Raw genomic sequence first — 12,917 nt, forward strand, 5'->3', positions numbered from 1 at the left:
GTTGACATGCGGCAAGAACAGCGGAAATTCGCTGCAATTGCCTGCCAATCAGGCGCTAACAGGGCGCTAACATGCGCGAACACGGCGGAACTGGCACGATTCTGGCGGTCGCTGGCTGGCGCCGGCGGCACGGTTTCGGTACCATCTGCGCTGGATTTTAATGGAGAGTGGCCAGAGCCTGTTATGGAATACAAGACTTGGATGTGCCTGATCTGCGGCTGGATCTACGACGAAGCCGCAGGCGCGCCGGAAGACGGGATCGCCCCCGGAACCCGCTGGGAAGACGTGCCCATCAACTGGACCTGCCCCGAATGCGGCGCGCGCAAGGAAGATTTCGAGATGGTCGCCATCTGAGGCGGCATCTCCTGTAGAAGAATGAAACAGCGGGGGCGCGCGTAGCGCCAATGCGACAGAACGCTGGCAGGGGCTGGCCGGACCGGATTGACTGTCCCCCGGCGTCTTGTCACACTCTGTTGCAAAATAACTGGCCGTCCATCCGCCATCAGTGGGGGGACGGCGGGCAGATGCGGGTACCACGCATCGCCGCTGCCGGGCACAGCCCGGCCTTGGAAGGGAAACAACATTAGTCGGGGGTCCGTCGGGGCGCGCATGGGTCGCGTTGCTCCGCACGGGTGTTCTCTGGTGCTTGCCGGCGCTCCGCAGGGGGCAGCTGGTCGCGGGAACAAGATGCGGGTCGCTCAAACAGAAGAAAACCAGCGGGTCAATACCGCCGGCGTCCAGGGTGTGGCGCCTGGCGTTCCTATTCAGAACACCACACCGGCCACCAGGGCGCGGCCGCGCCGCAAGGTGCTGGTCATCGATGATTCCAGCACCATCCGCCGCACCGCGGAGATCTTCCTGTCGCAGGCGGGTTACGAGGTGATGCTGGCCGAAGACGGCTTCGAGGCACTGGCCAAGGTGGGCGAGCTGCGCCCGGACCTGGTCTTCTGCGACATCCTGATGCCCCGGCTGGACGGCTACCAGACCTGTTCCCTGATCAAGAAAAGCCCGCGCTTCCACGCCACCCCCGTCATCATGCTGTCCTCGCGCGATGGCGTGTTCGACCGTTCGCGCGGCCGCCTGGTCGGCGCGCACGACCATCTTGCCAAGCCTTTTACCCGCGACGCGCTGTTGCAGGCCGTGCAGGCCTGCCTGCCGTGCCAGGCCGCGGACGATGTGTTGCCCGCCTGAAAGGGCGTGCCCGCCGGTACGAATCGAAGGAAAACCTCATGACCGCCACTAACAAGATCCTGATCGTCGACGACTCCCCGACCGAAGCCCTGTTCATGTCCGACCTGCTCGGCAAGCGTGGCTTCAAGGTCTCGGTTGCCAGCAACAGCGAACAGGCTTTCGTGCGCCTGCAGGCCGAGCGCTTTGACCTGATCCTGATGGACGTGGTGATGCCCGGCCAGAACGGCTATCAGGCCACCCGCGCGATCAAGCGCGACGACCGCTTCAAGGACATCCCCGTGATCATGTGCACCAGCAAGGGCCTGGACACCGACCGCATCTGGGGCATGCGCCAGGGCGCGTCGGACTATATCGTCAAGCCCGTCGACGGCGAAGAGCTGCTGGGCAAGATCGCCGCGCTGCTGCACTGAGCTGCCAGCGCCGGCCGCACGGGAAGCCACCGCCACCTGTTCCGGGGACCGCCAGATGAACGCGCCACGCCAAGACCTCCGCGCCCGCCAGACCCGCCTGCAGGACTACCAGGCCATGCTGGCCCGGCGCCTGCGCGAGGCGCGCAGCCTGCCCGCGGCCGACAGCTACCTGGCGCTGCAGGTCGGCGCGCGCCACTGGCTGCTGCCGCTGGCCGATACCGGCGAGGTGCTGGACATGCGCCAGCCCAGCCCGGTGCCGCTGACGCAGCCGTGGTACAGCGGGCTGGTCAATGCGCGCGGCAGCCTGCTGGGCGTGATCGATTTCAGCCTGTTCTGCGGCGGCGCGCCGACGCCGCTGCAGGCCGGCAGCAAGATCGTGGTGCTGTCGCGCGAGGTGGAGCGCGCCTGCGCGATCCTGGCCACGCGGGTGGCGGGTTTGCGCCATGCTGCCGACCTGAGCCTGCCGCACGGCGACGCGCCGCCACCGCCGGACGGCACGCCGGCATGGGAAGGGCAGCGCTTTGCCGACCGCGAGGGGCGCGACTGGCAGGTGCTGGACGTGCGCGCGCTGCTGGACGCGCCGGCCTTCCTGCAGGTGGGACGGGCCAGCGCCTGACGCGCGCCGCCGCGTCACGCGAACAAGAAACAATAACGACGCGCAGGCTGCCGCCTGCCGCACCCGGCACGAGCCGCCGGGCATGACAACGAACAAACGGAAGAGGGTGCCATGGGTTTCAAGAAATTCAGCCTGGGCCGGCGCACGCCGGCAGCCGACGCCGCCACCGGCCTGGTGAGCGGGCCTGGCATGGCCTATGCCGGCAATCCGGAACCCGCACCCGCGCCGCCGTCCACCGAAGGGCTGGGCGCGACGCCGCTGGACCATGTCGCCCGCTGGCTGGGGCGCATGCCGTTCTCGTCGCAGCAGCGGGTGCTGACGGTGGGGGTGGTGGTGTCGCTGGTGGCGCTGCTCGGCTCGGTGTACCTGGATAACCGCATCGCCAACAATGCCGCCGCGCAGATCGAAATCGCCGGCGACATGCTGATGCACTCGCAACGCCTGGGCAAGGCAGTGCCGGTGGCGCTGCTGGGCAATGCGCAGGCCTTCACCCAGCTGCGCCAGTCCAAAGAAGCATTGGCGGGCGACCTGAAGGCGCTGCAGGAAGGCAGCGACGACAAGCGCGTGCGCGCCACCACCGGCGCGGCCGAGCCCCTGCTCGAGACCGCGATGCAGTCGTGGAAGCGCTCCGAGAAAAGCGCCGCCGACGTGCTGGCGCAGCAGCCGGTGCTGACCACCATCGGCCAGACCCTGCAGATCTTCAACGCCTCCAACCCAGAACTGCTGGAATCCGCCGAACAGGTGGCGGCGGTCAAGCTGCAGTCCGGCGCCAATGCGCGGGAGGTGGCGGCATCCGCGCAGCTGGTGATGCTGACGCAGCGCCTGGGCAAGAACCTGAACGAGTTCCTGGCCGGCGAAGGCGTCAACCCCGAGACCGCGTTCCTGCTGGGCAAGGACACCAACACCTTCCGCGAAACACTGGACGGCCTGCTCAACGGCAGCGAGGCGCTGCGCCTGTCGGCGGCCACCGACGCAGAGACGCGCGGCTACCTGCAGCAGTTGTCGCAGCGCTTTGAAGCCGTGCAGAAGACCACGCAGACCATCCTGCAGAACCTGCCCGGCCTGATCGCCGCCAAGCGCGCGCAGCAGCAGATCTTCAACGACAACGAGGCGCTGCGCGGTGAACTTTCCGCGCTGCAGGGCGCCTATGCGCAATCGGCCCGCGTGCGCCCAGTGACGCTGGGCGCGACCGTGGTGTCGGCGGCCATGACGCTGCTGTGCCTGGTGGGCCTGGCGGCGCTGTATCTGCGCGATTCGCGCATGCGCGCGCTGGAAGCCGAGGCGCGCGAGCGTGAGGCCGAATCCCGCCGCCTGGATGAAAAGCGCAACAACGACAATACCCAGAAGGCCATTCTGCAGCTGATGAACGAACTGCAGGACATCGCCGACGGCGACCTGACGCGCCAGGCCACGGTGACCGAGGACATCACCGGCGCCATTGCCGACTCGGTCAACTACACCGTGGAAGAACTGCGCGAACTGGTCGGCCGGGTGCAGCAGACCGCCGGCGAGGTGACGCAGGCGTCGGGGCAGGTGCAGTCCACCTCGACCCAGCTGGTGTCGACCACCGAAGAGCAGTCGCGCCAGATCCGCCAGACCGGTGAATCGGTGGTGGAGATGGCCGACCGCATCACGCAGGTGTCGCGCGGCGCGGCCGAGTCCGCCAACGTGGCGCGCGCCTCGCTGGCCGCGGCCGAGCAGGGCCAGAACGCGGTGCAGAACGCCATCACCGGCATGAACGACATCCGCGAGCAGATCCAGGAAACCTCCAAGCGGATCAAGCGGCTGGGCGAGTCGTCGCAGGAGGTCGGTGAAATCGTCGAGCTGATCTCGGACATTACCGAGCAGACCAACGTGCTGGCGCTGAACGCCGCCATCCAGGCCGCCTCTGCCGGCGAGGCCGGGCGCGGCTTCTCGGTGGTGGCGGAAGAAGTGCAGCGGCTGGCTGAACGCTCCGGCGAAGCCACCAAGCAGATCGGCGCGCTGATCCGCACTATCCAGACCGATACCCAGGACGCCGTGCATGCCATGGAGCGCAGCACGCAGGGCGTGGTGGAGGGGGCGCGGCTGTCGGACAATGCCGGTGCCGCACTGGTCGAGATCGGGCGCGTGTCGCGCCAGCTGGCCGAGCTGATCGAGCAGATCTCGAAGTCCACCTCGCACGAGGCCGACCTCGCCACCAACGTGGCCCGCCATATCGAACGCATCCTGCAGGTCACCGAGCAAACCACCACCGGCACGCGCCAGACCGCGCAGTCGGTGCGCCAGCTGACGCTGCTGACCGAAGAGCTGCGCAACTCCGTGTCGCGATTCAAGATCGCCTGAGTGGCCGGATGACGCCTGCGACCGCTTCCGCGCACCGCGGCCCCGCGTTTTATGCCAACTCCGCGCCCGCCGCCCGCTGCGGCGGGCTGCTTGCGGCCACCATTGAGGCGCCGCACTGGAAGCCGTCATGTCCCTGAATTCCCCTGTCCCGCGCGATGCCGCCGGAGCCGGTGCTCCGGCTGAGCCGTTCGCCATGTCCGATCCAGAGCCAGCGCCACTGCCGGCCAGCGCCGACGCTCTGCCCGACACCGGCGGCGCCGCGCGCGACCTGTCCGGCCTGGCGTGGCTGGCGCCCAGCCTGCGCAGCGCGCTGGAAGATGCCGCCGCCGAGCTTGGCCATTATGTCGATGAAGTGCGCCAGGCGCCCGAGGCGCTGGGCGCGCGCGACACCACCTCGCTGCGGCTGGCCGGCCAGCACCTGCATCAGGCTGCCGGCGCGGTGCATATCGTCGGCCTGCGCGGGACCGATCCGTATTGCCAGGCGCTGCGCCGCCTGCTCGACGCCATCGACGCCGGCACCGTAGCCGCTGGCGCCGAGGCACTGGCGGTGTTCCGCGCCGGCGTGCAGGCGCTGGCCGAATATGTCGACGACCTGATGGCCGGCGACGACGAAGCGCCGCTGCGCCTGTTCCAGCCCTATGCGGGCGTGCTCGCGCAATTGGGCGAAGAACGCGTGCATCCGGCCGACCTGTGGCTCGATGAGCTGCAGATGCTGCCCGGCATGCTGCTGCCGGCAAGAGGCCCGGCAGCGGTCACGCGCGCGCGCCAGCAGTTTGAAGCGGCCTTGCTCAAGGCCTTGCGCCTGCCTGCGCCCCGCACCGGCGCGGCACTGCTGCGCGAAGCCTGGCTGCCGCTGTGCGTGGCGCTGGACGAGGTGCGCTCCAATGAGCAGGAGCCGCGCCGCGCTTCCGATCATCCGGACCGCGACGTCTGGTATGTGCTGGGGCTGGTGTTCCGGGCACTGGGCCTGGGCCTGCTGCCGTCCGACCTGCTGGCCAAGCGCTTCGCCGGCCGTGCCAACCTGCTGCTGCGCCAGTACCAGCAAGGGCATGTGCGCGTGCCGCAGGCGCTGCTCAACGATGCGGTGTTCCTGCTGGTCTGCACGGCGCTGGCGGATGCCGGGGCCGGCTGGGATGATGAGGCGGCCGCGCTGCATGCCGATATCGCCCGCACGCTCGAGGCATTCCGCCTCGACCCCGCCCACGCGCAGGTCCAAGCCGATTTCCGGCTGCGCTACTACGGCTGGCTCGACCCGATCGACACGCGTAACCTGCAGCAGGCCGCCGCAGGGCTGGAGCGCGCCGCCGCGGCCGACCGGGCCGGCTGGGAGATCGCACTGGCCGCGCTGGCCGAGGCCGCGCAGCCGCTCGCGCAGCCGCCGTTGCAGCGTTGCCTGGCGCGGGCCGCCGCGCAGGGCAAAGAGTTTGATGCCGGCAATGCGCTTGGCGCCGCTGGCATCGCACTGTTCCTGTCGCGCGCGCTCGCATTGCCGTGGCGCGTGCACGGGCAATCCGCGCATCCGGCCGCGGCGCGTTTTGCCGCGCAGTGCGAGGCGCTGGCCGCGTGCCTGGCCGATCCCGCCGCGCCCGCGCCGGCGTGGCTCGCGCGCATGGTCGACGAGGCGCGCGCGCAGGCGCTGCGCAGCGAAGCCGTGGCGCAACTGCGCACGCAACTGGACAGCGGCGAGTCGTGGCTGGACAGCTATGACCGCAATGCCGCGCGCGCCGATGGCGCCGGGCACCTGCGCGATGCGCGCCAGGCCTTTGCCGCGCTGAGCGAGACACTGGCGCAGCTGCAGCCTTCGGCGGCACTGCCGCGTGCGCTGGCCGGCGATGCCGCGCAGGCGTGTGCCGCCGTGCAGGCTGTCAATGCGCGGCTGGCCGATCCGGGCGACCTTGCCGATGCCGGCGCGCGGGCCGAGTTGCTGGGTGCGGTGGCGGCAGAGCTGGGCGTGGTCCACGCCTTTGCCGATGCCCTTGAATTCGGCCGCGTGCGCCGCGCCGACGCGCTCGCGGATGGCGGCGCTGCCGACGACATGCATGCACTGCAGCACCCGCTGGCCCTGGCGCGAGCCGCCGCGGACGAGGCGCTGCGCAGCGGCCCCGTCTCCGATGCGCCAGCCGTGCAGCGCCTGCGTGCGGCGCTGCAGGCGCTGGCCGACCAGGCCGCCATCGACGACGATGCCATGCTGCGCCGCCAGGCCGCCGACGCGACCACGCAGTGCAACGCCTGGCTGGCCGGCAGCGACGACGCCGGCGCGCGCATGGTGATGGCGCTCGCCGCCAGCCTGCCCGAGCCGGCCCCCGTTACCGCCGGCGCCGCGCCGGCCATGCCCGCCGCCGGCGACCACGCGGCCATCGACGCCGAACTGCTCGACATCTTCCTGGATGAAGCCGACGAGGTGCTGGGCGGCATTGCCGGCGACCTCGGCGCGGGCGTCGAGGCGCTGCGCGATGCCGACCTGCTCAGCCGCCTGCGGCGCGCCTTCCATACGCTCAAGGGCTCCAGCCGCATGGTCGGCCTGCATCGCTACGGCGAAGCGGCCTGGGCGGTGGAGCAGGTGATGAACCTGTGGATAGCCGAGGCGCGCGAACCGGTGCCGGCGCTGCTGTCGCTGCTGCGCCGCGCGCATGCCGAGCTGTCGGCATGGGTGGCGCGGCTGCACGGCGATGCCGCGGCCTGGCACGACATCGCGCCGCTGGTGGCGGCCGCCGAAGGGGTGCGCGATGCCGGCGTTGCCCAGGCCGTGGCAGAACTGCCGGCGTTGCCTGAAGCCGACGGTGACGACGCACAGCGGGATCAGGCAGCGCCGGCTGAGCCGGCCGACAGCAACACAAGACGCGGCATTGACGCCGATGCTGCCGACGGCAACGTGATCCCCTTCCGCCTGACCGGCGGCCTGTCGGACGAGGACGATCACTACAAGGTCATCGGACCGGTGCGTATCGGCCTGGCGCTGTACAACGTCTACCTGCAGGAGGCCGACGGCCTGCTGCGCCAGTTCGCCACTGATATCTCCGAATGGCGGCATGAAGGCCACCCATGCCCGAGCGAACTGGGCCTGCGCGTCGCCCACACGCTGCAGGGCAGCGCGTCGACTGTCGGGCTGGAGCCGGTGCGCGAGATTGCCGAAGCGCTGGAAGCCTTGTTGCTCCAGCTTGGCTCGCACCCGGTGGCGATGCATCCGGGCGATTTCCGCCTGCTGGAGCAGGCGGTCGAGCGCCTGCGCGGCATGCTGCACCAGTTTGCCGCCGGCATCTGGCCGCAAGCCGATGCCGGCCTGCGCCGCAGCCTGGTTGAGTTAGGCGAGCGCGCGCTGCTGCGTCCGCGCGTGGCGGTGCCCGCGCCGCAGGCGCCGGCCGAGCCCGACGGCTCGGTGGCGCAGCTGTTCGGCCAGGCGCCCCCGGCCACGGAGCAAACGCCCGCCGCGCAGCCGGTGCCCGAGGCAGCCACGCAGCCGCCACGCACGCCGCACGACTCGGTCGTGATCGCGCTGCCGACTTCGCACCGTGCGTCCGCCGCGCCGGCCGCGCAAGCCGACAGCGCGCCCGATCCCGCGCTGGTGCAGATCTTCCTGGAAGAAGCGCAGGGCACGCTGCCCGAGCTGGGCAAGCTGCTGCGCGGCTGGGAAGCCGCGCCCGAGGAGGCGCGCCATGGCGGCCTGGTGCTGCGCGCGCTGCATACGCTCAAGGGCAGTGCGCGCATGGCCGGTGCGATGGCGCTGGGGCAGGCCGCGCACGAGATGGAGACGCTGCTGGAAGCCAGCCTGCGCGGGCTGGGACAGCAGCCGGTCGGGCCGAAGGTGTTCGGGCGGCTCTATGCCTGGTACGACCGCATCCTGGCGCACGCCGAGGCGCTGCAGGCCGGCCGCCTGCTGCCAGCCGACGATCCCGATGCGGTCAACGGGCTGGCCGAGACACCGCAGGAAGCCGACGCCGCCATGCCGCAGCCGGATGCCGCCGAGGCTGCGGCATCCACGCCGAACCGGCCTGCCGCGCCGGGGCCCGCCGATGTGATGGTGCCGATGCCGCCGGCCACGCCACTCGCGCCGGCCGAACCGCAGCGCGCGCTGGTGCGCGTGCAGGCGCGCGCCCTCGACACGCTCATCAACGAAGCCGGCGAAGTCGGCGCCACGCGGGCGCGCCTGGACAGCGAGCTGGACGCGATGCGCACCTACCTGGGCGAACTCAACGACAACGTCGCGCGCTTGCGCGGCCAGTTGCGCGAGATCGAGATCCAGGCCGAATCGCAGATGGCGTCGCGCATTGCCGATGCGCAGCACAAGCAGGAGTTCGACCCGCTCGAGTTCGACCGCTTCACGCGCTTCCAGGAACTGACGCGGATGATGGCCGAGTCGGTCAACGACGTGTCCACCGTCGAGCAGAACCTGCAGCGCGGCTTCGACCGCGCCGCCGGCGACCTGGCCGCGCAGGCGCGCCTCACGCGCGGGCTGCAGCGCGCGCTGATGCAGGCGCGCATGGTGCAGTTCGACGCCCTGGCCGAACGGCTCTATCGCGTGGCGCGGCAGGCCGCGGCCGAGACCGGCAAGGAAGTGCGGCTGCTGATCAAGGGCGGCACCGTGGAAATCGACCGCTCGGTGCTGGACCGCATGGCCGGCCCGATCGAGCACCTGATCCGCAACGCGGTGGTGCACGGCATCGAGGCCGCCGCGCTGCGCAAATCCGCGGGCAAGGCCGCCACCGGCGCGCTGACGCTGGAAGTGCAGCAGGAAGGCAACGAGGTGGTGCTGCATTTCGTCGATGACGGCGGCGGGCTGGACCTGGCGCGCATCCGCGCGCGCGCGGTCGAGCGCCGCTTGCTGGCGCCGGACGACGACGCCAGCGAAGCGCGCCTGACCGAGATGATCTTCACGCCGGGCTTTTCCACCGCGGAGTCCGTGTCCGAACTGGCCGGCCGCGGCGTGGGCATGGACGTGGTGCGCGCCGAAACCGTGGCGCTGGGCGGGCGCATCACGCTAGAGTCCCGGCCGGGGCAGGGCGCCACCTTTACCTTGCACCTGCCGCTGACCACGGCGATCACGCAGGTGCTGGTGATCTCGCTGGGCGCGCGCCGCTATGCCGTGCCCAGCGGCATGATCGACCAGGTCCAGCAATTGCGCGCGCCGGCGCTGCTGGCTGCGTACAACCAGGGCCGCCTCACGGTGGCCGGTGCCGAGGTGCCGTTCTTCTACTTCGGCGCGTTGCTGGAAGAGGGCGACGCGGTGACGGCGGGACGCAAGTATTCGCCCGTGGTGGTGGTGCGCAGCGGCGCCGAGCGCGTGGCGGTGCACGTGGACGATGTCGTCGGCAACCGCGAAGTGGTGGTCAAGCACATCGGCCCGCACCTGGCGCGCCTGGAGGGCATCGCCGGCGCGACCACGCTGGGCGACGGCGAGATCGTGCTGATCTACAACCCGGTGGTGCTGGCGCAGCGGCTGTTGCGCGAGCGCGGCCAGCCGGTGCCGCAGGCGCCAGCGCAGCCTGCCGTGCCGGCGCAACTGGGCGCGGTCGCGGAGCTGGCGAGCGACGGCACGGCCGAGCCCGTGCGCGGCCTGGCCGTGCAGCCGACCGTGATGGTGGTGGATGACTCGCTGACCGTGCGCAAGGCCACCCAGCGCCTGCTGGGCCGCGCCGGCTACCAGGTGGTGCTGGCGCGCGACGGCGTGGATGCGCTCAAGCAGCTGCAGGACGTGATGCCGGATGCGATGCTGGTGGATATCGAGATGCCGCACATGGACGGCTTCGATCTCACGCGCAACGTGCGCTCCGACGCGCGCACCGCGCACATGCCGCTGGTGATGATCACCTCGCGCACGGCTGACAAGCACCGCCGCTATGCCGAAGAGATTGGGGTGAACGTGTACCTGGGCAAGCCTTATAACGAGGATGAGCTGCTGGGCACGCTGCATCGGCTGCTGGGTGAGCGGGCGGCGGGTACGGCGGGATCGGTGGGGCAGATGCTGGGGGATGCGCCCGCAGGCTGAGGGTTTACTCCCCTCTCCCGCTTGCGGGAGAGGGGCAGGGGGTGAGGGCAGGCGGTGGCGGACCGACACGCTTCACTTCGTCGATGCTCCGGCCCTCACCCCAGCCCTCTCCCGCAAGCGGGAGAGGGAGCACCCATTCGGCATGCAAAGGATCGCGGCTTTTCAGCTCACTACCAGCGCATCTGCGCGTTCTTGCCGCCGGTGCTGACCGTCGCGGTCTTGCTCTGGCCCTGGTAGGTCGCGCGCACGTTGTACGTGCCCGACGGCGCCCTCAGCAGGCAGCGCGGACCGTCGGCGACGAAGCTGGCGACTTCCCTGCCGCCGCGCGTCAGCTTGACGTCGACATCGGACAGGTACTCGCCGCGCGCGCCCTGCGTGAACAGCAGGCTCATGTTGTACTTGCGCGCCTGCGACTGCAGCGCGACCTGCTCGTCTTCGGCGACGCCGCCGCAGATATAGGCCACCGAGCCGGCCTGGCGCTGCACCATCGCATCACGTGGCGGCGGCGGGGGCGGGATGGCCAGCGGCGGACGCGGCTGGCCGGGCGCTGCCATTGGCGCCGGCGCCGGCATGTCGGGCGCTACCACCGCAGGCGCGGGTGTCGGCGCAGCCGTTGGCGGCGCGGCAGGCATGGCGGCACCTGGCGTCGGCGCCATGGCGCTGCCCGGGGCAGCCGGTGCAGGGGGAGTGGCAGGAACAGGGTTGGCGTCCATCACGGGTGCCTGCGCATGGCTGGCGGCCGGCATGATGGCCAGCAGTGCGATCACGCCGGCGCCGAGCGCGATCACCAGGCGCTTTACGCGCGTACGGTGCGCCAACTGCGCTTCGGCGCGCTCCAGCGCATGGGTAGGGGCAAACGGGAGCAATTGCGGCATCGTGGCCTCCTTGGGCAAGCTTCGGAATCAGATGCCCCGGAGGACCCCTCGGGATCACTCCGGGTGTCTCTATTCCATGCTAGGACCCAAGGATGGGCGACACTGCCGGGTTTGGTCCTACATCCACGTCAGCCGACCGCGCATTCTTGCCGCCAGGCGGCGTGCGAGCGACTTCACTTCTGGCTTACCAGCCGCTTGGGCACCGACAGCGTCAGCGCCGCGCCCACCACCAGGCACGCGGCCAGCAGGTACATGCCGGAATCGGTGCTGTGCGTGAGGTCCTTGAGCCAGCCCACTGCATACGGGCTGAGGAAGCCCGCAAGATTGCCCAGCGAGTTGATCAGCGCAATGCCCGCGGCCGCGCCGGTGCCGGCCAGGAAGGCGGTAGGCAGGCTCCAGAACAGCGGCAGCGTGGTCAGGATGCCGATGGTGGCCAGCGTCAGCGCCACCATCGCCAGCGTGGTGTCGTTGTGCCATTGCACCGACAGCAGCAGACCCAGCGAGCCGGCCAGCGCCGGAATCGCGATATGCCAGCGGCGCTCGCCGGAGCGGTCGGCGCTGTAGGCCACCAGCACCATGCCGATCACCGCGCAGCCATAGGGGATGGCGGTCAGCAGGCCGATATCGAGCGCGCCCTTGACGCCGGTCTGCTTGATGATGGTCGGCAGCCAGAAGCTGACGCCGTACAGGCCCATGACAAAGCAGAAGTAGATCGCGCTCATCAGCCACACCCGCGGGCTGGACATCACGGTGCGGATCGGCGGGTCTTCCTTGTGCGCATCCTCGCTGGCGATATTGCGCTCCAGCAGCGCCTTCTCTTCCACCGACAGCCATTTGGCGTGGGCAATGCGGTCATCCAGGTAGGCCAGCACCCACAGTCCCACCAGGATCGACGGAATGCCTTCCAGCAGGAACATCCACTGCCAGCCGGACCAGCCGTTGTGGCCGTCGAAGCCCTGCATGACCCAGCCCGACAGCGGGCCGCCGATCACGCCCGCCAGCGCGACCGCGGTCATGAAGTAGGTGGTGGTGCGTCCGCGCCGGTTGGCCGGATACCAGTAGGTCAGGTACAGGATGATGCCGGGGAAGAAGCCCGCCTCGGCGATGCCCAGCAGGAAGCGCAGCACGTAGAACATGGTCGGCGTGGTGACGAACATCATCGCCGCCGAGATCAGGCCCCAGGTGATCATGATGCGCGCGATCCAGATGCGCGCGCCGACCTTGTGCAGGATCACGTTGCTGGGCACTTCAAACAGGAAGTAGCCGATGAAGAAGATGCCCGCCCCCAGGCCGTAGATGGTTTCGCTGAACTTCAGGTCGTTGAGCATCTGCAGCTTGGCAAAGCCGACGTTGACGCGGTCCAGGTAGGCCACCACGTAGCACAGCAAGAGGAAGGGCACCAGGCGCCAGCTGACCTTGCGGTAGGTGGCGTCTTCAAAGGCGGCGCTGCTGACGCCGGGGTTCACTGCGGTCGTTGTCATGCTGTCTCCTGAGGATATGGCGTTTCTGTGTGACGC

Annotated in this window: 8 protein-coding genes; 6 read left to right on the forward strand and 2 right to left on the reverse strand. The window is 70.0% G+C overall.

What is annotated here, in order from left to right:
- The first annotated feature begins 183 nt into the window (after positions 1-183).
- From ACREYQ_RS03625 to ACREYQ_RS03650, 6 genes are all read left to right on the forward strand, one after another.
- Positions 184-354 carry a rubredoxin gene (locus tag ACREYQ_RS03625; RefSeq protein ID WP_010813017.1) on the forward strand — a complete coding sequence of 57 codons (171 nt, stop codon included), beginning with the start codon at positions 184-186 and terminating at the stop codon, positions 352-354.
- 333 nt (positions 355-687) lie between these two features.
- On the forward strand, positions 688-1,191 hold the full coding sequence (locus ACREYQ_RS03630; RefSeq protein ID WP_432259434.1) for a response regulator: 504 nt from the start codon (positions 688-690) through the stop codon (positions 1,189-1,191).
- Positions 1,192-1,229: 38 nt separating this feature from the next.
- Entirely contained in the window at positions 1,230-1,601 is a 372-nt protein-coding gene (locus ACREYQ_RS03635) for a response regulator (RefSeq protein ID WP_432259435.1), read from the forward strand.
- 55 nt (positions 1,602-1,656) lie between these two features.
- Complete coding sequence (locus ACREYQ_RS03640; RefSeq protein WP_432259436.1) at positions 1,657-2,217, forward strand: chemotaxis protein CheW; 561 nt, start codon at positions 1,657-1,659, stop codon at positions 2,215-2,217.
- Between the two features lie 111 nt (positions 2,218-2,328).
- A complete protein-coding gene (locus tag ACREYQ_RS03645) occupies positions 2,329-4,542 on the forward strand; it encodes a methyl-accepting chemotaxis protein (protein WP_432259437.1) in 2,214 nt (737 codons plus the stop codon).
- A 127-nt stretch (positions 4,543-4,669) separates the two neighbouring features.
- Positions 4,670-10,525 carry an Hpt domain-containing protein gene (locus ACREYQ_RS03650; RefSeq protein WP_432259438.1) on the forward strand — a complete coding sequence of 1,952 codons (5,856 nt, stop codon included), beginning with the start codon at positions 4,670-4,672 and terminating at the stop codon, positions 10,523-10,525.
- A gap of 170 nt (positions 10,526-10,695) precedes the next feature.
- Here ACREYQ_RS03650 and ACREYQ_RS03655 read toward each other — a convergent pair whose 3' ends face one another.
- Together ACREYQ_RS03655 and ACREYQ_RS03660 are read right to left on the reverse strand one after the other, a co-directional pair.
- The gene (locus ACREYQ_RS03655; protein WP_432260352.1) at positions 10,696-11,079 is read right to left on the reverse strand and encodes a hypothetical protein; all 384 of its coding nucleotides are present in this window, start codon (positions 11,077-11,079) and stop codon (positions 10,696-10,698) included.
- 494 nt (positions 11,080-11,573) lie between these two features.
- The gene (locus ACREYQ_RS03660; RefSeq protein WP_432259439.1) at positions 11,574-12,881 is read right to left on the reverse strand and encodes an MFS transporter; all 1,308 of its coding nucleotides are present in this window, start codon (positions 12,879-12,881) and stop codon (positions 11,574-11,576) included.
- Positions 12,882-12,917: the final 36 nt, after the last annotated feature.

Origin of the sequence: Cupriavidus sp. TMH.W2, from assembly GCF_050847365.1 — a bacterium.
Taxonomy (GTDB): Bacteria; Pseudomonadota; Gammaproteobacteria; order Burkholderiales; family Burkholderiaceae; genus Cupriavidus.

Coding starts and splice junctions, on each gene's coding strand:
- ACREYQ_RS03625 (WP_010813017.1), top strand. CDS start 184: ATGGAATACAAGACTTGGATGTGCCTGATCTGCGGCTGGATCTACGAC.
- ACREYQ_RS03630 (WP_432259434.1), top strand. CDS start 688: ATGCGGGTCGCTCAAACAGAAGAAAACCAGCGGGTCAATACCGCCGGC.
- ACREYQ_RS03635 (WP_432259435.1), top strand. CDS start 1,230: ATGACCGCCACTAACAAGATCCTGATCGTCGACGACTCCCCGACCGAA.
- ACREYQ_RS03640 (WP_432259436.1), top strand. CDS start 1,657: ATGAACGCGCCACGCCAAGACCTCCGCGCCCGCCAGACCCGCCTGCAG.
- ACREYQ_RS03645 (WP_432259437.1), top strand. CDS start 2,329: ATGGGTTTCAAGAAATTCAGCCTGGGCCGGCGCACGCCGGCAGCCGAC.
- ACREYQ_RS03650 (WP_432259438.1), top strand. CDS start 4,670: ATGTCCCTGAATTCCCCTGTCCCGCGCGATGCCGCCGGAGCCGGTGCT.
- ACREYQ_RS03655 (WP_432260352.1), bottom strand. CDS start 11,079: ATGGCAGCGCCCGGCCAGCCGCGTCCGCCGCTGGCCATCCCGCCCCCG.
- ACREYQ_RS03660 (WP_432259439.1), bottom strand. CDS start 12,881: ATGACAACGACCGCAGTGAACCCCGGCGTCAGCAGCGCCGCCTTTGAA.